25 protein-coding genes, 1 pseudogene and 1 riboswitch are annotated in these 22,643 nt (G+C 66.5%); of the genes and pseudogenes, 5 read left to right on the forward strand and 21 right to left on the reverse strand.

Going from position 1 to position 22,643, the window contains the following annotated elements; genetic code table 11:
* Nucleotides 1–76 precede the first annotated feature (76 nt).
* Together pth and MBELCI_RS02570 are read left to right on the forward strand one after the other, a co-directional pair.
* A complete protein-coding gene (gene pth / locus MBELCI_RS02565) occupies nucleotides 77–793 on the forward strand; it encodes an aminoacyl-tRNA hydrolase (RefSeq protein ID WP_021692580.1) in 717 nt (238 codons plus the stop codon).
* A gap of 79 nt (nucleotides 794–872) precedes the next feature.
* Nucleotides 873–1,241, forward strand: coding sequence for a DUF2237 family protein (locus MBELCI_RS02570; RefSeq protein ID WP_021692581.1), 369 nt, complete (start codon nucleotides 873–875; stop codon nucleotides 1,239–1,241).
* An 87-nt stretch (nucleotides 1,242–1,328) separates the two neighbouring features.
* On the opposite strand, the gene MBELCI_RS02575 is transcribed toward MBELCI_RS02570, so the two are convergent.
* The 8 genes and pseudogenes from MBELCI_RS02575 to rpsA all read right to left on the reverse strand — a co-directional run bounded on the left by MBELCI_RS02575 (nucleotide 1,329) and on the right by rpsA (nucleotide 7,514).
* Nucleotides 1,329–1,961: a DUF7282 domain-containing protein gene (locus MBELCI_RS02575; RefSeq protein WP_021692582.1), complete on the reverse strand. Its 633-nt coding sequence runs from the start codon at nucleotides 1,959–1,961 to the stop codon at nucleotides 1,329–1,331.
* 162 nt (nucleotides 1,962–2,123) lie between these two features.
* Complete coding sequence (locus MBELCI_RS02580; RefSeq protein ID WP_131505499.1) at nucleotides 2,124–2,576, reverse strand: hypothetical protein; 453 nt, start codon at nucleotides 2,574–2,576, stop codon at nucleotides 2,124–2,126.
* 52 nt (nucleotides 2,577–2,628) lie between these two features.
* A pseudogene (gene trpB, locus MBELCI_RS02585) lies at nucleotides 2,629–3,854 on the reverse strand (tryptophan synthase subunit beta).
* A gap of 68 nt (nucleotides 3,855–3,922) precedes the next feature.
* Nucleotides 3,923–4,273: a YgaP family membrane protein gene (locus MBELCI_RS02590; protein WP_021692585.1), complete on the reverse strand. Its 351-nt coding sequence runs from the start codon at nucleotides 4,271–4,273 to the stop codon at nucleotides 3,923–3,925.
* Nucleotides 4,274–4,327: 54 nt separating this feature from the next.
* Nucleotides 4,328–4,966 (reverse strand): phosphoribosylanthranilate isomerase, encoded by a 639-nt coding sequence (locus MBELCI_RS02595; protein WP_021692586.1) that lies wholly within the window; start codon nucleotides 4,964–4,966, stop codon nucleotides 4,328–4,330.
* Between the two features lie 2 nt (nucleotides 4,967–4,968).
* On the reverse strand, nucleotides 4,969–5,334 hold the full coding sequence (locus MBELCI_RS02600; RefSeq protein ID WP_021692587.1) for a lipopolysaccharide assembly protein LapA domain-containing protein: 366 nt from the start codon (nucleotides 5,332–5,334) through the stop codon (nucleotides 4,969–4,971).
* A 9-nt stretch (nucleotides 5,335–5,343) separates the two neighbouring features.
* The gene (ihfB, locus tag MBELCI_RS02605) at nucleotides 5,344–5,625 is read right to left on the reverse strand and encodes an integration host factor subunit beta (protein ID WP_021692588.1); all 282 of its coding nucleotides are present in this window, start codon (nucleotides 5,623–5,625) and stop codon (nucleotides 5,344–5,346) included.
* 209 nt (nucleotides 5,626–5,834) lie between these two features.
* A complete protein-coding gene (gene rpsA, locus MBELCI_RS02610) occupies nucleotides 5,835–7,514 on the reverse strand; it encodes a 30S ribosomal protein S1 (RefSeq protein ID WP_081698468.1) in 1,680 nt (559 codons plus the stop codon).
* A 446-nt stretch (nucleotides 7,515–7,960) separates the two neighbouring features.
* Between rpsA and MBELCI_RS02615 the strand changes: the two genes are divergently transcribed.
* Nucleotides 7,961–8,500 carry a phosphatase PAP2 family protein gene (locus MBELCI_RS02615; protein ID WP_021692590.1) on the forward strand — a complete coding sequence of 180 codons (540 nt, stop codon included), beginning with the start codon at nucleotides 7,961–7,963 and terminating at the stop codon, nucleotides 8,498–8,500.
* Here the strand turns inward: MBELCI_RS02615 and MBELCI_RS02620 are convergent.
* The 11 genes from MBELCI_RS02620 to miaB all read right to left on the reverse strand — a co-directional run bounded on the left by MBELCI_RS02620 (nucleotide 8,497) and on the right by miaB (nucleotide 19,324).
* A complete protein-coding gene (locus tag MBELCI_RS02620) occupies nucleotides 8,497–9,108 on the reverse strand; it encodes a (d)CMP kinase (RefSeq protein WP_021692591.1) in 612 nt (203 codons plus the stop codon). The genes MBELCI_RS02615 and MBELCI_RS02620 overlap by 4 nt on opposite strands.
* Entirely contained in the window at nucleotides 9,105–10,451 is a 1,347-nt protein-coding gene (aroA, locus tag MBELCI_RS02625; RefSeq protein ID WP_021692592.1) for a 3-phosphoshikimate 1-carboxyvinyltransferase, read from the reverse strand. The genes MBELCI_RS02620 and aroA overlap by 4 nt, the downstream gene beginning before the upstream one ends.
* A gap of 109 nt (nucleotides 10,452–10,560) precedes the next feature.
* Entirely contained in the window at nucleotides 10,561–11,265 is a 705-nt protein-coding gene (gene trmB / locus MBELCI_RS02630) for a tRNA (guanine(46)-N(7))-methyltransferase TrmB (protein ID WP_021692593.1), read from the reverse strand.
* A gap of 136 nt (nucleotides 11,266–11,401) precedes the next feature.
* Complete coding sequence (gene metK, locus MBELCI_RS02635) at nucleotides 11,402–12,583, reverse strand: methionine adenosyltransferase (protein WP_021692594.1); 1,182 nt, start codon at nucleotides 12,581–12,583, stop codon at nucleotides 11,402–11,404.
* A gap of 7 nt (nucleotides 12,584–12,590) precedes the next feature.
* Nucleotides 12,591–12,639: riboswitch (SAM-SAH riboswitch) on the reverse strand.
* Nucleotides 12,640–12,649: 10 nt separating this feature from the next.
* Nucleotides 12,650–14,179 carry an apolipoprotein N-acyltransferase gene (lnt, locus tag MBELCI_RS02640; protein WP_021692595.1) on the reverse strand — a complete coding sequence of 510 codons (1,530 nt, stop codon included), beginning with the start codon at nucleotides 14,177–14,179 and terminating at the stop codon, nucleotides 12,650–12,652.
* A gap of 4 nt (nucleotides 14,180–14,183) precedes the next feature.
* The gene (locus MBELCI_RS02645; RefSeq protein WP_021692596.1) at nucleotides 14,184–15,101 is read right to left on the reverse strand and encodes a hemolysin family protein; all 918 of its coding nucleotides are present in this window, start codon (nucleotides 15,099–15,101) and stop codon (nucleotides 14,184–14,186) included.
* Nucleotides 15,085–15,669 carry an rRNA maturation RNase YbeY gene (gene ybeY, locus MBELCI_RS02650; RefSeq protein ID WP_235047558.1) on the reverse strand — a complete coding sequence of 195 codons (585 nt, stop codon included), beginning with the start codon at nucleotides 15,667–15,669 and terminating at the stop codon, nucleotides 15,085–15,087. The genes MBELCI_RS02645 and ybeY overlap by 17 nt, the downstream gene beginning before the upstream one ends.
* Nucleotides 15,641–16,630, reverse strand: coding sequence for a PhoH family protein (locus MBELCI_RS02655; protein WP_200861246.1), 990 nt, complete (start codon nucleotides 16,628–16,630; stop codon nucleotides 15,641–15,643). The genes ybeY and MBELCI_RS02655 overlap by 29 nt, the downstream gene beginning before the upstream one ends.
* A gap of 193 nt (nucleotides 16,631–16,823) precedes the next feature.
* A complete protein-coding gene (locus MBELCI_RS02660) occupies nucleotides 16,824–17,123 on the reverse strand; it encodes a hypothetical protein (RefSeq protein ID WP_045319611.1) in 300 nt (99 codons plus the stop codon).
* Entirely contained in the window at nucleotides 17,017–17,709 is a 693-nt protein-coding gene (locus MBELCI_RS02665) for an OmpA family protein (protein WP_021692600.1), read from the reverse strand. Before MBELCI_RS02665 ends, MBELCI_RS02660 begins: the two co-directional genes overlap by 107 nt.
* Before the next feature lie 298 nt (nucleotides 17,710–18,007).
* On the reverse strand, nucleotides 18,008–19,324 hold the full coding sequence (gene miaB, locus MBELCI_RS02670; RefSeq protein WP_045319626.1) for a tRNA (N6-isopentenyl adenosine(37)-C2)-methylthiotransferase MiaB: 1,317 nt from the start codon (nucleotides 19,322–19,324) through the stop codon (nucleotides 18,008–18,010).
* A gap of 122 nt (nucleotides 19,325–19,446) precedes the next feature.
* On the opposite strand from miaB, the gene MBELCI_RS02675 reads away from it, so the two are divergent.
* A complete protein-coding gene (locus tag MBELCI_RS02675; RefSeq protein ID WP_021692602.1) occupies nucleotides 19,447–20,322 on the forward strand; it encodes a glycosyltransferase family protein in 876 nt (291 codons plus the stop codon).
* A gap of 1 nt (nucleotide 20,323) precedes the next feature.
* Here the strand turns inward: MBELCI_RS02675 and MBELCI_RS02680 are convergent, their stop codons facing one another.
* On the reverse strand, nucleotides 20,324–20,824 hold the full coding sequence (locus tag MBELCI_RS02680; RefSeq protein WP_021692603.1) for a type III secretion system chaperone family protein: 501 nt from the start codon (nucleotides 20,822–20,824) through the stop codon (nucleotides 20,324–20,326).
* 306 nt (nucleotides 20,825–21,130) lie between these two features.
* Here MBELCI_RS02680 and MBELCI_RS02685 point away from each other — a divergent pair, with 306 nt between their 5' ends.
* Nucleotides 21,131–22,168, forward strand: coding sequence for a M42 family metallopeptidase (locus tag MBELCI_RS02685; RefSeq protein WP_021692604.1), 1,038 nt, complete (start codon nucleotides 21,131–21,133; stop codon nucleotides 22,166–22,168).
* A 67-nt stretch (nucleotides 22,169–22,235) separates the two neighbouring features.
* Here the strand turns inward: MBELCI_RS02685 and MBELCI_RS02690 are convergent, their stop codons facing one another.
* Nucleotides 22,236–22,484, reverse strand: a complete 249-nt coding sequence (locus MBELCI_RS02690; RefSeq protein WP_021692605.1) for an accessory factor UbiK family protein — start codon at nucleotides 22,482–22,484, stop codon at nucleotides 22,236–22,238.
* Nucleotides 22,485–22,643: the final 159 nt, after the last annotated feature.

A 22,643-nucleotide genomic window follows, 5' to 3' on the forward strand; every position in this document is an offset into this window, starting at 1 on the left:
GAAACGGGGCCCTTCGGGGCCCCGTTTTGCGTCCGGGCACTGGCCCTGCGCGTGGCGGCGCGCTAGGTTCCGCCGCATGAAACTCTTCGTCGGACTTGGAAACCCGGGCGGCAAATATGCCCGGAATCGTCACAACATCGGCTTCATGGCCGTGGACCGGATCGCGGAGGATCACGGCTTCGCGCCTTGGCGCGCGAAGTTTCAGGGCGAGATGTCCGAGGGCAGGCTCGGGTCGCAGAAGGTGCTGCTTCTCAAGCCAATGACCTTCATGAACCTGTCCGGCCAGTCGGTCGGTGAGGCGGCGCGGTTCCACAAGATCGACAGCACCGACATCTGCGTCTTTCATGACGAGATCGATCTCGTGCCCGGGCGGCTCAAGACCAAGGCTGGCGGCGGTCACGCGGGGCATAACGGCCTGCGTTCGATCCACCAGCACCTGGGGCCGCATTACGACCGCGTGCGCATGGGCGTGGGCCATCCCGGCCACAAGGATGCGGTGCCGGGCTACGTGCTCAAGGATTTCGCCAAGGCCGACGAGGCCTGGCTCGACGACATGCTGCGCGGTATCTCCGACGGAGCGGCAGCCTTGGCGGCGGGCGACGATGCGCGGTTCCTCAACGCAGTATCACTGCGACTGAACCCGCCGCGTTCCGGTGGTGGGACCAAGGGCCGACCCGCCGAGCCGCAGGCGCCCGAGACCGAACCCGCGGCGCGACAGGACCCCGCCTCGGCAGAACCGGACAGGTTAGATGATCGCTCTGCCCTGCAAAAGCTGGCGGATCGGTTCAGGTGACTTGTTCGACCGGAGTTGCCGAAGGTTCGCCGCGCTACCAATTCTGGCGCGCCCACTGACCCCTTTCAGGAGGATTGCCATGCAGATGGACCCGTCGCTTAACGTTCTGGACGGCCCGCTGGCGCCCTGCTCGACCGCGCCCCTGACCGGGTTCTTTCGGGATGGGCACTGCAACAGCTGCGCCGAGGACCAAGGCAGCCATACGGTCTGCGCGGTGATGACGGCCGAATTCCTCGCCTATTCGAAATATGTGGGCAATGACCTGAGCACGCCGCGACCTGAGTTCGGCTTTGCCGGTCTGGCCCCCGGAGACAGCTGGTGCCTTTGTGCGGGACGTTTTCTGCAGGCCCATGACGAGGGCTGCGCGCCTCGGGTACACCTTGCCGCCACCCACAAACGCGCGCTCGAAATCGTGCCGCTCGAGGTTCTGACACAACACGCAAGCTGACAAGCAAAAGCCCCGGCCGGATACTGTCCAGCCGAGGCTTTGTTTGACGGGACCGGCCGCGAAGCCGATCCCGCTAAATCACCAAGATCAACCAGCGTCGTCTTCGTCGCCTTCACCTTCGGTATCTTCACCCTCTTCGATGAAGCCTTCGGTTTCGGTGTCGTTGGGCTGGATCGTGGATTCGTCGGTGTCGCGGTAATCCGGATCGCTGCTGTCATCGGACTCGGCACGGACTTCCGGTTCAGCAATGTCGGTCGAGGGCATGTCGTCGCCCGAGTGCATCATCATGCCTTCGGGAACGGTGAACATCGCCGTCACGGGCGCGTCGTTGACCATGACCGGCGTGTCGACGTCGGTCATGTCGGGGCCAAAATCATAGACGCCGTTGCCGTTCGACTCGACGTGCAGCATGGCCACGAGTTCGGTCCCGGCGGCAAGCGCCCCGGGCACCATCACGGTGACATCGGTGTTCTCGCCGGCCATGACCATGGCGTGTGCCAGCGATTCAGGCACCACCGGCTCGCCATCGGTAACGGCGTGCAGGACGATGTAGCCGTCCTGGCGGGTGTTGATGCGGGGGAAGGTCACAGTGGTCTGCCCGTCCATCATCGACATCTGCATGGCCGTGGCATCGGTATCGATCATCATGTCGTCCTGCGCCATGGCGCCACCGGCCATGAGAGCGGTAAGTGCAGCGGCGCTGGTAAAGGTCTTGAGCATTTTCGTCTCCAGAATGAGTTCGCTCCCCAACCCTTCAGACCCGATAGGGTTCGTTACCGTACGACACGTATTCGTGTGAACTAAACATAAAGACTGAAACAGAAAAAGGCCGACCGGAGGATATCCGGTCGGCCCTTCAGATCAGGTATGGAACGACTGGCGTTACTGACCGTCGTCCTCGTCGCCTTCGCCGTCGCCGTCTTCACCCTCTTCGATGAAGCCTTCGGTCTCGGTATTGTTCTCTTGGATCGTGGATTCGGTGGCGTCGCGGTAATCCGGATCTTCGTCATCATCGGACTCGGCGCGGGCTTCGGGCGAAGCCGGCTCGGTCGCCATGCTCATGCCGGTCGCGATGCGGATTTCCTGCACGCTCAGCATCATGTCGCCGTCGCTGTCGTCCTCCATCAGGATCGCCGCGCCGTCGGCGCCGAAGGCAGCGACCAGCTCGTCGTTCGACAGCATCATGTCACCGTCGGTGTCGACCTCGGCGAACGGAATGCTCTGCGCCGAAGCGGCCGAAGCACCCAGAACGAGGGCGGTCGTGGCAGCAGCGAAAGTCAGTTTGTTCAGCATGTCGTGTCCTCTCAATTGTGAGTTCGTCGTCCAACGTGTCATCCGACAACTCCGTTCGACGGCAAGTGATCACATAATCGTGAGGCCAAACAAATCAAGCCGAGATATCAACGCCCAGATGCTTGGCGACAGTGAAGATGTCCTTGTCGCCCCGACCGCACATGTTCATTACCAAGAGATGGTCGCGCGGTAGATCCGGCGCGATCTTCATGACATGGGCCAATGCGTGAGACGGCTCCAGCGCCGGGATGATGCCTTCGAGCGCACAAGACAGCTTGAACGCCTCTAGCGCCTCCATGTCAGTGATCGCCACGTATTGCGCGCGGCCGATCTCATGCAGCCAGGCATGTTCGGGGCCGATGCCGGGGTAATCGAGCCCGGCCGAGATCGAGTGACCTTCGAGGATCTGGCCGTCATCATCCTGCAGCAGGTAGGTCTTGTTGCCATGCAGCACACCGGGGCGTCCGCCGGTGAGAGAGGCGCAGTGCTGCATCTTCTGGTCGACGCCCTTACCGCCCGCCTCGACGCCGATGATGTTCACCTCGCGGTCGTCAAGAAAAGGAAGAACAGCCCCATCGCATTCGACCCGCCGCCGATCGCGGCGATCAACGTGTCCGGCAGGCGCCCCTCGGCCTCGTGCATCTGCTCGCGCACCTCCTTGCCGATGATCGACTGGAAGTCGCGCACCATCGCCGGATAGGGGTGCGGGCCCGCGACGGTGCCGATGCAGTAGAAGGTATCGCGCACATTGGTAACCCAGTCGCGCAGCGCGTCGTTCATCGCGTCCTTGAGGGTGCCGCGCCCGGAGGTGACAGGGATCACGTCCGCACCCAGAAGCCGCATCCGGAACACGTTGGGCGCCTGCCGCTCCACGTCATGCGCGCCCATGTAGACCACGCATTTCAGGCCGAACTTGGCGCAGACCGTCGCGGTGGCGACGCCGTGCTGGCCTGCGCCGGTCTCGGCGATGATCCGGGTCTTGCCCATGCGACGGGCGAGGATGATCTGACCCAGCACGTTGTTGATCTTGTGCGCGCCGGTGTGGTTCAGCTCGTCGCGCTTGAGATAGATCTTGGCGCCGCCCAGATGCTCGGTCAGCCGCTCGGCATAATAGAGCGGGCTCGGGCGACCCACATAATGGGTCCACAGGTCGTTCATCTCGGCCCAGAAGGCGTCGTCGGTCTTGGCCTTCTCATATTCGGCCTCGAGCGACAGGATCAGTGGCATCAACGTCTCCGAGACGAAGCGGCCTCCGAATTCGCCGAAGCGGCCGCCCTCGTCGGGCCCGGCCATGAAGCTGTTGATGAGATCGTCCGCCATGCGCTGAGCCTCCTCGCGTTCGGCGTCCGGACTACCCTTGCCGCGCCGCACGGTAAAGGCCCAAGGCGTCAGTCGCGGTCCCGGGGCGCGGCGTGGTTCCTGTCGCGCCAGCGGCGCAGCATGCCGTCGCTCCAGCGACGGCCCCGGATCAGCGTGGAGTTGACGCCCGGTCGCAGCATCGGCAAATCCACCGCCAGAAGCGCCAGACCGATCGGCAGCATCCACAGCCCGAAGAGCGGCAGGATCGCGGCGAAACCACCCAGTATCAACAGGATCCCCGCGGGAATGCGAATCCAGCGCGCATGGTCCGCCATCAATCGTTCGGTCAGCCCGTGCAAACGTGGCGATCCGCCGGTCATGGCCCGCATCTGCCGGCGCAGCCGGGCCTTCTCACGCTCGTGATCGACGGGTTTGCTCATGGATGGCATGTAGGGCAGCCGACAGGCCGGGGCAATCGCCCAAATTGATGCCCCTCAGAGGCCTGCGGCGTCGAGAAAGGCGCGAATGCGGACCTCATCCTTCACACCCGGCGCGCGTTCCACGCCCGAAGATACGTCGACCTGCCGCGCGCCGGTTCGGGCCACCGCTTCGGCGAGGTTGTCGGGCGTGAGACCGCCCGCCAACATCCACGGCACCGGCCAGCGCCGTCCCGCGATCAGCCGCCAGTCGAAGGCCAGCCCATTGCCGCCCGGAAGCGGGGCACCTTTGGGTGCCTTGGCGTCGACAAGGATCTGGTCGGCCACGGCGGCATAGGCATTAAGCGCGGGCAGATCGGCCTCGGAGGCCACGCCCACTGCCTTCATCACCGGCAGGCCGTAACGCGCACGGACCTCGGCCACGCGCTCGGGTGTCTCGTGGCCATGAAGCTGCAGCATGTCGAGCGGCACCCGTGCCACGATCTCGTCGAGTGTGGCGTCGTCGGCATCCACCACCAGCGCCACCTTGGCGATGCCCGGCGGCACATCGACGGCGAGCGCGGCGGCCTGCTCGACCGTCACCGCGCGTGGGGATTTCGCAAAGAACACGAAACCCACATAGCGCGCGCCCGCCGCCATGGCGGCGTCGAGGCCTGCCCTGTCGGACAGGCCGCAGATCTTGACGGAGACAGGCACGGTCAGGCGCGCGCGGGCACGGCCGGCGCATCGACGAGGGCCAGCACGTCGTCCTCGCCCTCGTGCTTCTCGTGGCGAAGGCGGTCCACCTCGCGCTCGAGCCGGTTCACCTCGCGGGCGCGCTTGCGGGCCTCGGCGCGGTGCTTGTGCTCGCGCAGCCACTCCCACAGGAAGCCGATCAGGAGGCCGAGCGCCACGCCGATCAGGATGACGGCATAGAGCGGCATGTCGACATCGGGCGAGACGCCGAACAGGCCGCTGAGCCCCTCGGGCAGTACGCGCAGCGTGACGACGCCGCGATTGGCGAGGCCGAGGATGACGAGACAGATGGCGACGATGCCCCAAAAGGCGGTGCGGAGAGCTCTCATGTCTTGGTTCTATTTCCCATTGAGCCGGTCGCGCAACAGCTTGCCGGTCTTGAAGAAGGGGACGTGTTTCTCGTCGACCTCGACCGCCTCGCCTGTGCGGGGATTGCGGCCGAGACGCTGGTCGCGCTTCTTGACCGAAAAGGCCCCGAAGCCGCGCAATTCGACGCGGTTGCCCTCGGCCATGGCCTGGGTGATCCGGTCGAAGATGGTGTTCACGATCTTTTCCACGTCGCGTTGATAGAGATGCGGGTTCTCGTCCGCGATCTTCTGGATCAGTTCGGATCGAATCATGTGCGCCCCCCCTTGCCCGGCCGACACCCCGGAGGCGGGGTGTCACGGACCTGTGACAGGAAGACTATAGGACGTTCACGGGTTCCGATAAATAGTGCAGTCAAATCAAGGGGACTGTTTTCGCGATCCGTTCACGAAAAGGCCCCGCCGTCCGTTTCCGGACGACGAGGCCGATCTTGTGGCCGGGGCCCCGAGAGGCCCCGACGGGCTCAGCGGTCGCCCTTGAGGGCAGCGCCGAGGATGTCGCCCAGCGAGGCGCCCGAATCGGAGGAACCGTACTGCTCGACCGCTTCCTTCTCTTCGGCGATCTCGCGCGCCTTGATCGACAGGCCCAGCTTGCGGGTCTTGCTGTCGACATTGGTCACGCGCACGTCGATCTTGTCGCCGACGCCGAAGCGCTCGGGGCGCTGCTCGGCACGGTCGCGCGACAGGTCCGAGCGACGGATGAAGGACTTCATGCCCTCATAGGTCACCTCGATGCCGCCGTCTTCGATCTTGGTCACCTCGACGGTGATGATCGAGCCGCGCTTCACGCCGCCGATGGCATCCGCGAACGGGTCGCCGTCCATCGCCTTGATGGAGAGCGAGATGCGCTCCTTCTCGATGTCGACCTCGGTGACCTTGGCCTTCACGACGTCGCCCTTGCGGAAGTCGCCGATCACGTCCTCGCCACGACCTTCCCAAGTCAGGTCGGACAGGTGGACCATGCCGTCGATGTCGCCCGGAAGGCCGACGAACAGGCCGAACTCGGTGATGTTCTTCACCTCGCCCTCGACCTCGGTGCCCTCGGGATGGGTCTCGGCGAAGACTTCCCACGGGTTGCGCTGGGTCTGCTTCAGGCCGAGCGAGACGCGGCGCTTGGCGCTGTCGATCTCGAGCACCATCACTTCCACTTCCTGCGAAGTGGAAACGATCTTGCCGGGGTGCACGTTCTTCTTGGTCCAGCTCATCTCGGAGACGTGGACCAGACCCTCGACACCCGGCTCCAGCTCCACGAAGGCGCCGTAATCGGTGATGTTGGTCACGCGGCCGGTGTGCACGCTCTCGATCGGGAACTTGCCCTCGACCGAATCCCACGGATCGTCCTGCAGCTGCTTCATGCCGAGGCTGATGCGGTGGGTTTCCTTGTTGATTTTGATGACTTGGACCTTGACGGTCTCGCCGATCGCCAGGATCTCGGACGGGTGGTTCACGCGGCGCCACGCCATGTCGGTGACGTGAAGCAGGCCGTCGACGCCGCCCAGATCAACGAACGCACCGTATTCGGTGATGTTCTTGACCACGCCGTCGACCGTCTGGCCTTCGTGCAGGTTGGCGATGACCTCGGCGCGCTGCTCGGCGCGGCTCTCTTCGAGGATCGCGCGACGCGACACCACGATGTTGCCCCGGCGACGGTCCATCTTGAGGATCTGGAACGGCTGCTTGAGACCCATGAGCGGGCCGGCGTCGCGCACGGGACGCACGTCGACCTGGGAGCCCGGCAGGAAGGCCACGGCGCCGCCGAGATCGACGGTAAAGCCGCCCTTGACGCGACCGAAGATGGCGCCCTCGACGCGCTCCTCGTCGGCATAGGCCTTCTCGAGGCGGTCCCAGGCTTCTTCGCGGCGGGCCATCTCACGGCTGATGACGGCTTCGCCACGGGCGTTTTCGACCTGGCGCAGGAAGACCTCGACCTCGTCACCGGGCTTGAGGTCCGGCTGCTCGCCGGGGTTCGCGAATTCCTTGAGATCGATGCGGCCTTCCATCTTGTAGCCGACATCGATGATGGCCTGGCCCGCCTCGATGGCGAGAACGCGGCCCTTGACGACGCTGCCTTCGGACGGCGTGTCGATTTCGAAGCTTTCGTTCAGGAGGGCTTCGAATTCCTCCATGGATGCTTTAGCGCACATGCGGTCAGTTTTTCCTTTGTAAGTCGCTATACGGGCCAGGCGGTTGTCTCCGCCGGTCTTTGGATTACGATTTGCCCCGGAAACGTTCCAACGCGACGAGGGCCGGAGTTCCGACCCTGCCGATCCTGCTCGTACGCGCATGGCGTACCGTTCCCTTGACGCTCGCGTCTATAGTCCGATCCAGCGCGCTGATCAAGCAGCACGGCCACACTCGCGCCCGCAGTTGCGGCCCAGGCCCCTGCCGCCATTGTCCCGACCGCGCCACATCGGCCCTATGGGGAGCACGACCGACGGAGGCCCGGTGGATCTCGACATACTTCTCGCCCTGAACGGGTTCGCCGGGCGCGGTGATGTGCTCGATGCGCTGCTCGTCCAGCTTTCGGCCAGCCCGGTGTTCAAGGGCATCCCGCTGATGATGCTGGTCTGGGGGCTGTGGATGGTGCCGCATGCGCATGTCGCGCGCGCCGTGCGGGTCTTGCCGCGACATTGGTCACGGCGGTGCTGGCGCTGGCGGCGGGGCGGGTCCTGTCGATGTCCCTGCCTACCGGGCGCGACCGATCCACGATCCGGACCTGCCGCTGCGCCTTGCCGACACGATCGATCACGACACCCTGAACGGCTGGTCCTCGATGCCGAGCGATCACGCGGTGCTGTTCGTGGCGCTGGCCACCGGCATCCTGCTGATCGACCGGCGCTGGGGGCTCGTGGCGCTGGCGCATGCGGGCGTCGTCATCGCGCTGCCACGCGTGATCTTGGGCTTTCACTGGCCCAGCGACATCCTCGTGGGCGGCCTGATTGGCGCGGGCCTCGCGCTTGCGGCGGTGCCCTTGCTGCGGCGCCTCCTGCTGGACACCGGCCTTCTGGACTGGCTCGAGGCACGGCCGGGTCTCAGCTATCCGCTGATGTTCCTCGTCACCCACCAGCTCGGGACGATGTTCACCTCGACCCGCACCCTGCTCGCCGTGCTGCGCGACGTGATGTCCTAGCGCCCCAGTGCCGCGGCCACGCGCGCCACGGCGGCCGAGACTGCTTGCGCGGCGTCCAGATCCGAGGTGTCGAGCAGGAACGCGTCCTCGGCGGGCCGCAACGGCGCCGCGGCGCGCTCCGAATCCCGCGCATCGCGGGCCTTCACATCCGCCAGCACGCTGTCGAAGCTGGCATCATGACCGGCCTCCAGCAATTCCGCGAGCCTTCGCCCGGCGCGGGCTTCGGCGCTGGCGGTGACAAAGAGCTTCACTTCGGCACTCGGACAGATCACCGTGCCGATGTCACGCCCGTCAAGCACCGCGCCCCCTTCGCGCCGCGCGAAACCGCGCTGAAACTCGAGCAGCGCCGCGCGGACCTGCGGGATCACCGCGACCTCGCTGGCCGCCCGGGCGACCTCGGGGCTTCTGAGGCCCGGCTGCTCCAGAGCCTCGGGCGCCAGCCCGCGCGCCGCCGCGACCGGTTCGGAGCCTTTCAGGACCAAAGCGCCGACGGCCCGGTACAACAGCCCCGTGTCGAGATGCGCAAAGCCGAAATGCGCGGCGACGGCGCGGCCCACCGTCCCCTTGCCCGCCGCGGCCGGGCCGTCGATGGCGACCGTGAAGATCATGCCCGCCTCACATCGGCGCCGAGACCCGTCATCAGCGGCTCGAACACCGGAAAGGAGGTCGCGATCGGCCCGCCATCATCGACGCGCATGGGCTCGTTGCTGGCCAGCCCCATCACGAGGAAGGACATGGCGATGCGGTGGTCGAGACGACTCTCGACCGTGACGCCGCCCGGCACCTCTCCATGGCCGCGACCATGGACGATCCACCAATCCTCGCCTTCCTCGACCTCGACGCCCGCGGCGCGCAGCCCTTGGGCCATGGCATCGATCCGGTCGCTCTCCTTCACGCGGAGCTCCTTGACGCTGCGCATCACGGTCGGGCCTTGGGCAAACGCCGCGACGACCGAGAGCACCGGATATTCGTCGATCATCGATGCGGCGCGGGCAGGCGGCACCTCGATGCCCTTCATGTTCGGGGAGAACCTTGCCCGCAGGTCGGCCACCGGCTCGCCCCCCTCCTCGCGCGGGTTCTCGTAAACGAGATCCGCGCCCATCTCCCGCAGCGTCTCGAACAGCCCGGCTCGGGTCGGGTTGAGGCCGATATTCGGGACCAGCACGTCCGAGCCCTCGGCGATCAGCGCGGCGCAGACCGGGAAGGCCGCGGAGCTGGGGTCGCGCGGCACCACGATGTGCTGCGGGGTCAGCTCGGGCTGACCGGTGAGCGTGATCACCCGCCCCTCATCGGTCTCCTCGACCGTCAGCTCCGCGCCAAAGCCTGCGAGCATCCGCTCGGTGTGGTCGCGGGTGGCCTCCTTCTCGATCACCACGGTTTTGCCGGGAGCGTTGAGCCCCGCCAGCAGCACCGCCGATTTCACCTGCGCCGACGGCACCGGCACGGTGTAGCGCACCGGCATGGGATCGGCCGCGCCGGTGATCGTCATCGGCAACCGCCCGCCCTCGCGCCCTTCTGCGCGCGCGCCGAACAGGGCCAGCGGATCGGTGACGCGCCCCATCGGGCGCGAGCAGAGCGAGGCGTCGCCAGTGAAGGTCACGGTGATCGGCGTGGTGGCCATCGCCCCCATGATCAGCCGCACGCCGGTGCCGGAATTGCCGCAATCGATCACGCCCTCAGGCTCGGCAAAACCGCCGACGCCTGCACCGTGCACCGACCAACGGCCCTCGCCGTGATCCGTGACCTCGGCCCCGAAGGCGCGCATCGCCTTGGCCGTGTCCAGCACGTCCTGCCCTTCAAGCAGCCCCTCGATCACCGTTTCGCCCACCGAGAGCGCGCCGAGGATTAGGCTGCGGTGGCTGATCGACTTGTCGCCGGGCACATGCGCCTCACCGCTAAGCGCGGGCCCGCGTTGGGACATCATCGGGATCGGATCGCCATGGCCGGACATCGGGGCACCTCGTGAATTGATCGCCTCGTTCCTAGACCGGCCTCGGGACATGGTCCACGCCCCGGGCCACTTTACTCCCGAAATACTCTCCCGCCGGAGGCTCCCGCCCTCAGGGTTTGCGGAAGGTCAGGTAATGCGGGCGCCGGCCCTCGCGCAGGGCCTTCTGCTCGTAGCGTGTCGAAGGCCAGTCGACCCAGGCCCGATCGTCGGAATGATCGATGCGTTCGAAACCCGCGACCGGCACCTCCTCGAGCGTCTGGCGCACATAATCGGGGATATCCGTCGCCACCCGGAACTCGGCACCGGGTCTGAGCACATGCAAAAGCGGCACGAGATGCTCCTGCGTCACGAAGCGCCGCCGGTGATGCCGCGCCTTGGGCCATGGATCGGGATAGTTGAGAAACGCCTTCTCGACGCTGCCCTCGGGCAGCACGTCGAACAGGTCGCGCACGTCGCCCGGATGCGCCGAGATGTTGTCCACGCCCGCATCGCGGATCTTGCCCAAAAGCATCGCCACGCCGTTGATGAACGGCTCGGCACCGATGATCGCCACCTGCGGATATGTCTTGGCCATGTGCACAAGGTGCTCGCCGCCGCCAAAGCCGATCTCGACCCAGATCGGCCGTTCGCCAAAGCGGGCCGCGAGGTCGAGGGGCGCGCGCTCGGGGTTCACGTCCCAGCCGACGGGACCGGGTGAGAGCGCGTCGAGATCGTGCTCGAGATGGTCCTTCTGCGTCGGGCGCAGGGTTTTGCCGCGAATCCGGCCATAGAAGTTGCGCCATGGGGCGCCCGAGGAATGCGAGCCTTTTGTCATGGCGCGCGGGTTAGCGCGGGTCGGACGCGCGCGCAACAGGACTTGGCAGCACGTGGAGGCCTGTGCCGGTCGCCATGCGTACTTGAAGAGCGAAGTGGCAAGGCCGCCCGATCCCCGCCACTTCGAGCCCTCGGGTTCAGAGGCCGCGCTTGAGCGCTTCGGCCAGATCCGTGCGCTCCCACGAAAAGCCGCCATCGCCTTCGGGGGCGCGGCCGAAATGGCCGTAGGCCGCCGTGCGCTGATAGATCGGGCGGTTCAAGCCGAGCTGCGTCCGGATGCCGCGCGGGGTAAGGTCCATGGCCTGCGCCACGGCGCGTTCGATCTCGGCGTTCGAGACCACGCCGGTGCCATGGGTATCGGCATAGATCGACAGCGGCCGCGCCACACCGATCGCGTAGGACAGTTGGATCGTGCAGCGGTCGGCGAGACCAGCGGCGACCACGTTCTTGGCGAGATAGCGCGCGGCGTAGGCGGCAGAACGGTCGACCTTGGTCGGGTCCTTGCCCGAGAAGGCACCGCCGCCATGCGGCGCGGCGCCGCCATAGGTGTCGACGATGATCTTGCGGCCCGTGAGGCCGGCGTCGCCGTCCGGTCCGCCGATCACGAAACGACCGGTGGGGTTCACCCACCATTCCGTCTCGGGCGTGATCCAGCCCTCGGGGAGAACCTCGCGGATATAGGGCTCGACGATGGCCCGGATGTCGGCGCTGGTCTGGCCTTCGTCCGAATGCTGGGTCGACAGCACGATCGACGTGGCCGCGACCGGCATGCCGTTTTCGTAGCGCAGGGAGATCTGGCTCTTGGCATCGGGGCGCAGCGTCGGCTCGGCCCCGGACTTTCGGGCCTCTGCAAGGCGTTTGAGCACCCGGTGCGCGTAGTGGATCGGCGCGGGCATCAGCTCGGGCGTCTCGCGGCAGGCATAACCGAACATGATGCCTTGATCGCCCGCGCCCTCTTCCTTGCCATCGGTGGCGTCCACGCCTTGGGCGATATGCGCCGACTGCGCGTGCAGCAGGTTCGTCACCTCGACGTCGCGGTGGTGGAACGCCTCCTGCTCATAGCCGATGTCGCGGATGCACTCGCGCACGATCCCCTCGACCCCGCTCAGGATCTCGGACAGGCGATCCCGGTCCTTGAGGCCGATCTCGCCACCGACCACGACACGGTTGGTCGTGGCGAAGGTCTCGCAGGCGACGCGGGCCTCGGGCTCCTCGATCAGCAGCGCGTCGAGCACGGCGTCGGAAATGCGATCGCAGACCTTGTCGGGATGCCCTTCGGACACCGATTCGGAGGTGAAGATGTAATTCTGGCGGGACATGGGGAGGCGCTCCATTGAAAATCACCCGACACGCCAGGAAGCCGTTGTGTCGAGAATCCGACCCCGCTACGCTCCGTCTTGGTCCCGGTCAAGCCGATTGTGCCGCCAGCCGACGGCCGCCAGAAGCAACAGGAGCACGAGCATCGGCGCATCGCCCCAGCGCGCATAGCCCGGCGTCGGCCCGCGCGGCGGCAGTGCCGCGTCGACCGCGCCCATCTTGCCCAGCTCGATCCGCGCGGTCACACGTCCCATCGCGTCGATCATCCCGGACACGCCGGTATTGGCAACCCGCGCCATCGGCATGCGCTGCTCGATCGCGCGCAGCCGCGCCTGCGCGAAGTGCTGGTAAGGGCCGGAAACGGTGCCGAACCACGCGTCGTTGGTCATCAGGAGCATCAGGCGGGGCCGCAGCGCCCCGGTCGCGGCGGCCGCGTTGATCTCGCCCGCGAAGATCCCCTCGTAGCAGATCAGCGGCAGTGCCAGCCCAATACCGGGCACCGAGACCGGGTGCAGCCCCGGCCCTGGCGTATAACCGCCGCCCTCGCTCGCTGCCAAACCTTGGATGCCGAATCGCGCGGCGACCTCGCCAAAGGGGATGTATTCGCCGAACGGCACGAGATGCGTCTTGTCGTAGAGCGACGTGATCTCGCCCGCCGCATCGACCACGATGGCCGAATTGTAGTAGCGCGCTCCATCGCGCCTCTGGATGCCGAGCGCCAGCGCCGCACCTCGCGCCGCGTCCACGCCTTGGGCCAGTGAATCGCCCGATTGATCGAGCAGCCAAGGCAGCGCCGTCTCGGGCCAGACCACGAGATCGGGCACATCGCCCTGACGGGTCAGCTCCATCAACCGCTCGTGAAACACCGGCAGCCATTTGGGGTCCCACTTCAGCGACTGCGCCGCGTTCGGCTGGACCAGCCGGACAATCGGGGCCTCTGGCACGGGCATAGGCGCGGCGCCGGGATCGAGCGCGATCCATGCTCCGATGCTGGCCAGAACCGGAATGGCGAGGCTGGCGCGGAGACCGATCGCCAATGCGGCCGCAGGCAGGCCCAGCGCGATCAGCGTCAGCAGCGGCGCACCGCCCAAAGCGGCGAGCTGCGCCACCGGCGTGTCAATGAATACGTGCCCCGGCATCGCCCAGGGAAAGCCGGTGAACACCACGCCGCGCGCCATTTCGGCCGCGACCCACAACGCCACGAGCCCCCCCGTACCCCGGCGGTGCGCAAGCGTGAAGACCGCGCCCCAGAACAGCGCCAGCCCGCCGCATAGCAGCACTACCGCGAAGGGGGCCATCCAGCCGTCGCGCGCCGCATCGACGAAGAACGGCTCGATGATCCAAGACAGGCCCAACCCGAACCAGCCCGCGCCAAAGCCCCAGCCGACGAGGAATGCGCCGCGCCGCGTGGTGGCGAAGCGACGCAGCACCAGCACCAGCACCACCGCAGGGAGCGTCAGCCACCATAGCCCCCAAGGCGCCAGCCCCAAGGCAGCGACGACACCCGCGACCGCCGCCAGCCCGACGCGAGGCCAGGGCCGCGCCGCAAGCCGCCGCGCGGTGGGACGGGCCGTGGCCCGCAACGTGCCCGAAGTCATCCGTTCAACTGTCCCGGCTTTCGGGCATGCGGATGCGCAACCGCTTGATCCGGCGCGGATCGGCGTCGATCACCTCGAACTCGATCCCGGCCGGATGCTCGATCACCTCGCCACGGGCAGGCACGTGGCCCGCCAGCATCGACACGAGACCGCCCAAGCTGTCGATCTCTTCCTCGTCGATCTCCTCATGCGCGGTCAGATCCTGCCCGATCGCGCGCTCGAAGGTTTCGAGCGGCGTGCGCGCGAGCGCCAGCCAGACGCCCGGTTTTTCGCGCAGGAAGCTTTGTGCCTCGTCGACGTCGTGCTCGTCCTCGATCTCGCCCACGACGGTCTCGATCAGGTCCTCGATGGTGACGAGCCCGTCGGTGCCGCCGTATTCGTCGATGACCAGCGCCATATGTATCCGCTCGGCCTGCATCTTCTGCAGCAGCACGCCCAAGGGCATCGACGGCGGCACGTAGAGAAGAGAACGGAGCATGTCTCGCAGGGAAAAATCGGGCCGCTCGGGCACGAAGCAGAACTTCAGCGCGAAGTCCTTGAGGTTTACCAACCCGATCGGCGTGTCGAGCGTGCCGTCGAAGACGGGAATCCGGGTGAGGCCGCTGTCACGGAACACCTCGACCAACTCTTCCATGGGAATCGTGACGGGCACCGAGATGATGTCCGCCTTGGGCACCATCACGTCCTCGACCCGCATTCGCCGCAGGTTGAGCATCCCCGGTACCGGCAGGACCGGCGCGAAGCTGCGCGGCGCTTCGACCGGCGGAAGCTCGGACTCGGCAGGTGTCAGCACCCCGATGATGCGGCTGAAGAAACCGCGCCCCCCGCCATTCTCGGCGGTGACGCTACTTGGCCCCTCGGGACCATCTCCGTCGCCGTCACGGGTGTTGCCCGTGTCGGCCGTGTCAAACGCGTCGCCCATCTTCTCCTTCCGGTGCTGCCTCGGCTGTTTCGGCATATGGGTCCGATACCCCCATCTTGCCAAGTACCTCTGTCTCGAGACCTTCCATCAGCGCCGCATCCGCATCGGTTTCATGGTCATAGCCCATGAGATGAAGGGTGCCGTGCACCAAAAGATGCGTAACGTGATCGGCGATTGTCCGCCCGCCCGCCTCGGCCTCGCGCAGGCAGGTCTCCCAAGCGATGGCGATATCGCCCAACTCGGTCGGACCGACGGGGTCGCGGCGGGGCGGCGCGGGCCGGGCTCCGGCGCGATCGGGGCGGCGATCTTCGGACGGCCAGCTCAGCACATTGGTGGGCGTGGGCTTGCCGCGAAAATCCGCGTTGAGATCGGCGATCCGCACGTCCGAACAGCCCAACAGGCTGATCTCGAACAGCGAAGGGTCCTGTCCCAGCGCCTTGAGCGCCGCGACGCAGGCGCTCTCGGCCAGGGCCCCTAGCGACACCTCTTCCCAGCGGTGATCCTCGATCAGGCAATCGACCAGTGGCGGCCGCGCCGCCCTACGCTGCGCCATCGGCTTCATAGGCATCGATGATCGCGGCGACCAGCGGGTGACGCACCACGTCCTTCGAGGTGAAGTAGTTGAAGCTGATCTTGGGGATGCCCTTGAGCAGTCGTTCGGCATCGTGCAACCCCGAGGTGACGCCGCGCGGCAGGTCGACCTGCGAGCGGTCGCCGGTGATCACCATGCGCGAGCCTTCGCCCAGACGGGTGAGGAACATCTTCATCTGCATCGTCGTGGCGTTCTGCGCCTCGTCGAGCACCACGAAGGCGCGGGACAGCGTGCGCCCACGCATGAAAGCGAGCGGCGCGATCTCGATCACCTTCTCCTCCATCATCTTGGCGGCCTGTTTGCCGGGAAGGAAGTCGTTCAGCGCATCGTAGAGCGGCTGCATGTAGGGGTCGACCTTTTCCTTCATGTCGCCGGGCAGGTAGCCGAGCTTCTCGCCCGCCTCGACCGCCGGGCGGCTCAGGATGATCTTGTCGACATGGCCCTGCAGGAACATCGACACGCCCACCGCGACGGCGAGATAGGTCTTGCCGGTGCCGGCGGGGCCGATGCCGAAGCACAGCTCCTTGTCGAAGAGCGAGCGCACATAGTCCTTCTGCGCTTCGGTGCGCGGCTCGACAAGCTTGCGGCGGGTCTTGATCTCGATGCGCTCGCCCGCGGGATCGGCCTTGAACAGGTCGATCTGGTCGGCATCCGTGGACGAGGCCGCCTCGGGGATACCCATGCGCAACTCACGATCCACATCGCCCGGCTCGACCGCGCGACCGGCTTCGAGACGTGCATAGAGGGCCTGCAACACCCGGGCCGCATCCGCGCTGGCCTCTTCCTCGCCGATCACGGACAGGCGGTTGCCGCGTCGCAGAATCTGAACGCCCAGACGCTCCTCGATGGCCGAGAGGTGGCGATCATGTTCGCCGCATAGATCTATCAACAGGAAATTGTTGGGAAACTCGAGGACTGTCTCGGTCGGGCTGGCGATGGACAAGCAGGACTCCTCATGCCGGATGGCGCCTATGTAGCAAGGCGATGGTCGCAATTCGCAGGCGCGCGTGCAAGCGGATGCGGCCATGCCGCAGGCGAAAACGCGCGAGGCGGGGGTCGGTTGCCTCGCCCCGAACGCAAAAGGGCCGCGCCTTTCGGCACGGCCCCTGTGGATAGCCCGTCGTTCGGGCTCAGAGCAGGTCCGGGATCGGCGAGCCGGACTTGAACGGGCCGACCACCGTGTTCGGCTGCGCCACGCCCGAGCAGACCGGAAGGCCGTCCGGCGTCAGGCGTTCGGACATGTAGCCCTCGACGCCGTCGTCGATGATCCAGTGGTCGCAGCCGTCTGGATCGACCCATATCCCGGCGACCATGGTCGAGACATCATGCGAGTTGATGCCGCGATCGACGGACTTGTCGGGGCCGATCGGCGCACAGGCGGCGGCGGAGCCGAGCAAGCCGAGGATCGCGAAGCTCTTCAGGACAGTCATGATGTCGCTCCTCAGCGCAGGCAGTAGATTTCGACGCGGCGATTGGTCTGCATTCCGGCGGCGGTCTCGTTCGACGCTTGGGCTGACGCTCGCCAAAGCCGCGCACATCGACGACCCGCGCCCCGAGTCCTTGCGCCACCTGCGCCACCGAACGGGCGCGATTGTTCGACAAGGTGATGTTGTACTCGTCGCTGGCGCGGCTGTCGGTGTGTCCATAGATCAGGAAACCGAAAGCATCGGCCCCGCCGAAGAACTGGCGCAGACGCTCGCGGCCGGCGGCCGAGACGTCGTATCGGTCGGTGGCGAACAGCGTGTCGGTCGGCACGATGCCGCAGATCTCGGAGCGGTGGCACACCGGGCTGCCATCGCGCATCCGGCGCGGCCCCATGAAGCCCTCGGCCCCATCATCCATGGCCCAGTGCTCGCAGCCGTCGGGATCGATCCAGATGCCCGGCACATAGCGCTCTGCGGGCACGATGCGGGGGTCCTGCGCCAACGCCGGCGCGCTCAGCGCCCCAAGCGTCAGTCCGACCGCCGCGATCCCCCCGGCCACGGCGCGCAACTTTGCAGTGATGTATGAGGCCACTATCTTCAATCCTTTTCGATCCGTCGGCGGGCGCCCACCACCGGCAGCCGGGCGGGCCTTGTCTGTTCGCTCATTCGATTGATTGTAGTGTTAATGCGGATCGAGGCGTTGGGAAGGCCTCGGCAGGAATTTGCCAGTCCGTGAGGCTACAGTTCAACCGATATCGGGAGCATTGTTGCCCCGAAGACCATCATATCGCTGCGCGGACCATGCCGACACGACGGGCCCGCCTCAATTTCACCACGATGGCACGAGCGGAACGATTCTGCGGGACCCGGCCTCAAGAGGCCGGTCCCGCTCAACCGATCAGCGACCCGGCGAGCGAGTTGGGCCCCGAGGCGGTGATCCTCACCCGTGCGATCTCGCCGCGAAGGCTCTCGGGGGCCTGCACATGTACCGCGAAGAGATGCTCGGACTTGCCGACCATCTGCCCCGGAAGCCGACCGGGCTTTTCGAACAGCACCGTAGTCTCGCGACCCACCATGGTCTCTTGGGCAGTGCGCTGCTGCTCTCCCAGCAGCGCCTGCAGCCGCTGCAGCCGCGCGTCCATCACCGACGCCTCGACCTGCACCTTGCGCTCAGCCGCGGGCGTGCCGGGGCGCGGCGAATACTTGAACGAAAAGGCTGAGCCATAACCCACGGCTCGCACCAGATCCATCGTCGCCTCGAAATCGGCGTCGGTCTCGCCGGGGAAACCGACGATGAAATCCGAGGTGAGCAGGATGTCGGGCCGCGCCGCGCGGATGCGCTCGATCAGCCGAAGATACTGGTCGGCCGTGTGCTTGCGGTTCATCGCCTTCAGGATGCGATCCGAGCCCGACTGCACTGGCAGGTGCAGATAGGGCATCAGCTTGGCCTCTTGGCCATGCGCGGCGATCAGCGCCTCGTCCATGTCGTTGGGATGCGAGGTGGTGTAGCGGATGCGTTCCAACCCGTCGATCGCCGCCAACTGCCCCACCAGCGCGGCAAGACCTCCTTCGGCACCGTGCCACGCATTGACGTTCTGACCCAGAAGCGTGATCTCGCGCACTCCGGCCTCTACGAGCTCGCGCGCCTCCGCGACGATGCGTTCGGCCGGACGGCTGACCTCGGCGCCACGCGTGTAGGGCACGACGCAGAAGGCGCAGAACTTGTCGCAGCCCTCCTGCACCGTGAGAAAGGCGGTCGGCCCGCGCTTGGCCTTGGGCCGCGACTTCAGCGCCTCGAACTTGTCGTCCTCGGGGAAATCGGTATCGACGGCGCGGCCGCCCTGCCCCACCGCGCGCTCCATCTCGGGCAGGCGGTGATAGCTCTGCGGCCCGACCACGAGATCGACGAGCGGCATCCGGTTCAGGATCTCCTCGCCCTCGGCCTGCGCTACGCAGCCCGCCACGCCGATCTTGAGACCGGGCTTGGCCTCCTTGAGCGGGCGCAGCCGCCCGAGATCGGAATAGACCTTCTCGGCGGCCTTCTCGCGGATATGGCAGGTGTTAAGCAGCACCATGTCGGCGTCTTCCGCCGTCTCGGTGGTGACGTAGCCCGACGCGCCCAGCGTCTCGGCCATGCGCTCGCTGTCATAGACGTTCATCTGACAGCCATAGGTCTTGATGAAGAGCTTCTTGGGCGCCTGGGTCATCACCGCCATCCCTTTGCGTGATCAGGGGCGTGGTCTAGGCCAAAGGCCCGGCTCTTGCAATGAGGAGCCCGCTGGGCAATCCCTGTTCGAAGCACCCGAGGCCCCAGACGACAGGACGCGCGATGACCCCCGACAGCCTCGATCGCCTTGTGGCGTCCTTGCGCGCGGAGCGGCGCGGCGCCTCGCGCGGACCAATGGCCCTCGTGCTGATCGAGGATGCGGCCGAGATCGAGAGCACGCTGCACCATCACCTCGCAATGGGCTTCGCGCGGGTCGTCGCTTTCGCCCCCTCGGACCTGCCCCGCCCCGCCCTGTCGGACCCCCGGCTCGACTGGGTCGAGGCCGACACCCGCACCGACGACACCGGGATCGACATTGTCAACGCGGTGATCGGCGCCGTCTCGCCAGGGCAATGGCTGTTCTACTGCTACAATGCCGAGTATCTCTACTTTCCCTTCAGCGAGGATCGTGGCGTGGCCGAGCTTTGCGCCTTTCTCGCCGAAGAGCGGCGCGACACCGCGCCCGGCGTCACGGTCGATCTCTATGCGCCCGATCTCGCCGCCGACCCCGACGGAATGTCGCGCCTGCGGGCCAGTTTCGACCGTCTGGGATATTTCTCGCATGGGCGGCACGACGGGCGGGGCCACTTGATCGAGCGCCAAGTGGATATCTTCGGCGGGTTGCGCTGGCGATTCGAGGAGCATGTGCCACGAGATTGCCGCCAGATCCTGCGGGTCCCGTTGTTTCGCGCCGCCCCGAGGCTGAAGCTCGGAAGGGACCACCGCTTTGATCGGGCCGAGTACAACACCCTGCAATGCGAATGGCACCGCTCGCCCACGGTGGCGACATGCTCTTTCCGCACCGCCAAGGCCCTGCGCCGCAACCCGGCGTCGCGCGAGGTGATCGACGGTTTTCACTGGGCCGGATCGCAGCGTTTCGAATGGCGTGCGCGCCAACTGCTCGATCTGGGGCTGATGGAGCCCGGGCAGTGGTTCTGAACTAGGCCCGTCCGTAGGCTTCGGCGATGGCGATCTGCATCGCGGCGGCCGGGTCGCGATGCGCCCAGGACACAAGCTGAAATGCAGGATAGAACCGCTCGCAGGCGTTGAAGGCGGTGTGGATCATCGTGTCGACCTGCTCGGAGCCCGCGATTTGCCCGCCCGACAGCACCAGCCCGTAGCGATAGGCCATCATTCCCTGCGCGCCCCACCATGTGAACCCACCCGCCCAGCAGCGGTCGTTGATGCGGTTGATCAGGTCGAGCATCTGCGGCAGCCGCGGCTCGGGCGGCTGCATCTCGAACATGCAGGCCAGACGCAGCGTCTCATCGGCGGGCTGCCAAGCCAGCGTCACCGCGTAGTCGCGCCACTGGCCCTTGAGGGTCATGGCGATCTGGTCCTCGGCCACCCGCTCGACCGCCCATTCATGCAGGTCGGCGACCTGTTCCACGAGGTCGATCGGGTGGATCTCGTCGTCGAGATAGGGCTCTGACAATGCCATGGACGGCCTCTTTTCCTTGCGGTGACGGGTGCCGGGCACCAGCCTGGGACACATGACACGGAGGTTCTTCCGTAGCGCCTGTCCCGGGTGTATATGGTGAGTCTTGGCCGAGTCGCTGTAAAGCCGTTTCTTGGGGATAATTGCCCGGATTCGGTCGATTCGAGAATCATCCCCGACATTTCTTGTGGATAACCGAATCACCCGCTCGCGGTTCCGCAGCGGCAGCGTATCCTGGGGTTTCCGCCACGAGGCCGTTGCACCCGCCGCGCCGCCGGGCCAGCCTCTGCGGCAAAAGCGGAGACAAGCATGAACACCGACCTTCTGAAACGCCTGTGCGAAACCCCCGGCGTGCCGGGGCACGAGCATCGGGTGCGCGACCTGATCACCGCCGAGATCGACAGCCTGTTCGACCACGTGGAAACCGACCCGATGGGCAGCCTTCACTGCCGCCGCGACGCCGCTGTCCCCGACGCGCCAAAGATCATGCTGCTGTGCCACATGGACGAGATCGGCTTTCTGGTGAGCCATATCGACGATAAGGGGTTTCTCTGGCTGCAGCCGGTCGGCGGCTTCGATCCGCGCAACCTGTTCTCGCGCCGGGTGCTGGTCTGCACCGATGAGGGCGACATCAAGGGCGTGATGAACCCCGGCGGCAAGCCGATCCACATCTCCTCGCCCGAGGAACGCAAGAAGGTGCCCGCGGTGGGCGAGTTTTACATCGACACCGGGCTTGGCAAGGCGGCCGCCGAGAAGGTCAGGATCGGCGACATGGTGGTGATGGACGAGCCCTTCCTCGAAATGGGCGAGAGGTTCGTGTCCAAGGCGCTCGACAACCGCGTCGCCTGCTGGCTCGGGATCGAGGCGATGCGCCGGCTGGGCGACAAGGGACGCGGTGCCGAGATCCACGTGGTGTTCACCTCGCAGGAGGAGGTCGGCCTGCGCGGCGCGCGCACCGCCGCCTACAAGGTGCGCCCCGACATTGGTATCGGCGTCGACACGACGCTGGCCTGCGACACGCCCGGTGTGCCGGAAAAGGACCGCACCACCGTGCTGGGCAAGGGCTTCGGCCTGCATGTGCGTGACACCAGCTTCATTGCGGACCGCGGCCTCGTGGCCGATCTCGAAACCCTCGCCCGCGATCGCGAGATCCCGTTCCAGCGCACCATGCTGGCCGCCGGCGGTCAGGATGGGGCGGCGGCCCAGCAGGCGGCCGCGGGCGCGCGCGCCGTAGGCGTGGTGGTCGGCACCCGCTACATCCATACCGTCACCGAAATGGTCGACCGCACCGATCTCGAGGCCGCCCGCGACATCCTGAGCGCCTATCTCGAAGGTTTCGAGGGCTGAGCCTCCTTAAACGTGAAACGGGCGGCCCGCCGGGCCGCCCGTTTCACATCCGACCGGTCGCAAGCGATCAGTTCGAGGTCTTGGTCTCGAGCGCCACGATCCGCGCCTTGAGCGCCTCGTTCTCCTCGCGCGCCTTCTGCGCCATGGCGCGCACCGCGTCGAACTCCTCCCGCGTCACCAGGTCGCGATCGGCGAGCCAACGGTCGAGCATCGACTTCATGGCGTTGTTGGCTTCGTCCTTCGCACCCTGCGCCACGCCCATCGCGTTGGTCATCAGCTGCGACAGATCGTCGAAGATCTTGTTTTTCGATTGCATGGCGGGTCTCCGCTGTTTCGGGCTGGTCCCTATATGGGCGGCGCCGGGCGTCGCGACAAGGCGGCTACGCCTCCACGCGCGGCCTCACGTCCGAGCGAGCGACGCCCCCCTCCCGCGCGGGACCCCGGATTGACAAGCCCCGGCGCGCCGCCGCAGGTA

This window comes from Limimaricola cinnabarinus LL-001 (assembly GCF_000466965.1).
Lineage (GTDB): Bacteria > Pseudomonadota > Alphaproteobacteria > Rhodobacterales > Rhodobacteraceae > Limimaricola > Limimaricola cinnabarinus.

Coding starts and splice junctions, on each gene's coding strand:
- pth (WP_021692580.1), top strand. CDS start 77: ATGAAACTCTTCGTCGGACTTGGAAACCCGGGCGGCAAATATGCCCGG.
- MBELCI_RS02570 (WP_021692581.1), top strand. CDS start 873: ATGCAGATGGACCCGTCGCTTAACGTTCTGGACGGCCCGCTGGCGCCC.
- MBELCI_RS02575 (WP_021692582.1), bottom strand. CDS start 1,961: ATGCTCAAGACCTTTACCAGCGCCGCTGCACTTACCGCTCTCATGGCC.
- MBELCI_RS02580 (WP_131505499.1), bottom strand. CDS start 2,576: ATGACACGTTGGACGACGAACTCACAATTGAGAGGACACGACATGCTG.
- MBELCI_RS02590 (WP_021692585.1), bottom strand. CDS start 4,273: ATGAGCAAACCCGTCGATCACGAGCGTGAGAAGGCCCGGCTGCGCCGG.
- MBELCI_RS02600 (WP_021692587.1), bottom strand. CDS start 5,334: ATGAGAGCTCTCCGCACCGCCTTTTGGGGCATCGTCGCCATCTGTCTC.
- ihfB (WP_021692588.1), bottom strand. CDS start 5,625: ATGATTCGATCCGAACTGATCCAGAAGATCGCGGACGAGAACCCGCAT.
- rpsA (WP_081698468.1), bottom strand. CDS start 7,514: ATGTGCGCTAAAGCATCCATGGAGGAATTCGAAGCCCTCCTGAACGAA.
- MBELCI_RS02615 (WP_021692590.1), top strand. CDS start 7,961: ATGCGCATGTCGCGCGCGCCGTGCGGGTCTTGCCGCGACATTGGTCAC.
- MBELCI_RS02620 (WP_021692591.1), bottom strand. CDS start 9,108: ATGATCTTCACGGTCGCCATCGACGGCCCGGCCGCGGCGGGCAAGGGG.
- aroA (WP_021692592.1), bottom strand. CDS start 10,451: ATGTCCGGCCATGGCGATCCGATCCCGATGATGTCCCAACGCGGGCCC.
- trmB (WP_021692593.1), bottom strand. CDS start 11,265: ATGACAAAAGGCTCGCATTCCTCGGGCGCCCCATGGCGCAACTTCTAT.
- metK (WP_021692594.1), bottom strand. CDS start 12,583: ATGTCCCGCCAGAATTACATCTTCACCTCCGAATCGGTGTCCGAAGGG.
- lnt (WP_021692595.1), bottom strand. CDS start 14,179: ATGACTTCGGGCACGTTGCGGGCCACGGCCCGTCCCACCGCGCGGCGG.
- MBELCI_RS02645 (WP_021692596.1), bottom strand. CDS start 15,101: ATGGGCGACGCGTTTGACACGGCCGACACGGGCAACACCCGTGACGGC.
- ybeY (WP_235047558.1), bottom strand. CDS start 15,669: ATGCCTATGAAGCCGATGGCGCAGCGTAGGGCGGCGCGGCCGCCACTG.
- MBELCI_RS02660 (WP_045319611.1), bottom strand. CDS start 17,123: ATGACTGTCCTGAAGAGCTTCGCGATCCTCGGCTTGCTCGGCTCCGCC.
- miaB (WP_045319626.1), bottom strand. CDS start 19,324: ATGACCCAGGCGCCCAAGAAGCTCTTCATCAAGACCTATGGCTGTCAG.
- MBELCI_RS02675 (WP_021692602.1), top strand. CDS start 19,447: ATGACCCCCGACAGCCTCGATCGCCTTGTGGCGTCCTTGCGCGCGGAG.
- MBELCI_RS02680 (WP_021692603.1), bottom strand. CDS start 20,824: ATGGCATTGTCAGAGCCCTATCTCGACGACGAGATCCACCCGATCGAC.
- MBELCI_RS02685 (WP_021692604.1), top strand. CDS start 21,131: ATGAACACCGACCTTCTGAAACGCCTGTGCGAAACCCCCGGCGTGCCG.
- MBELCI_RS02690 (WP_021692605.1), bottom strand. CDS start 22,484: ATGCAATCGAAAAACAAGATCTTCGACGATCTGTCGCAGCTGATGACC.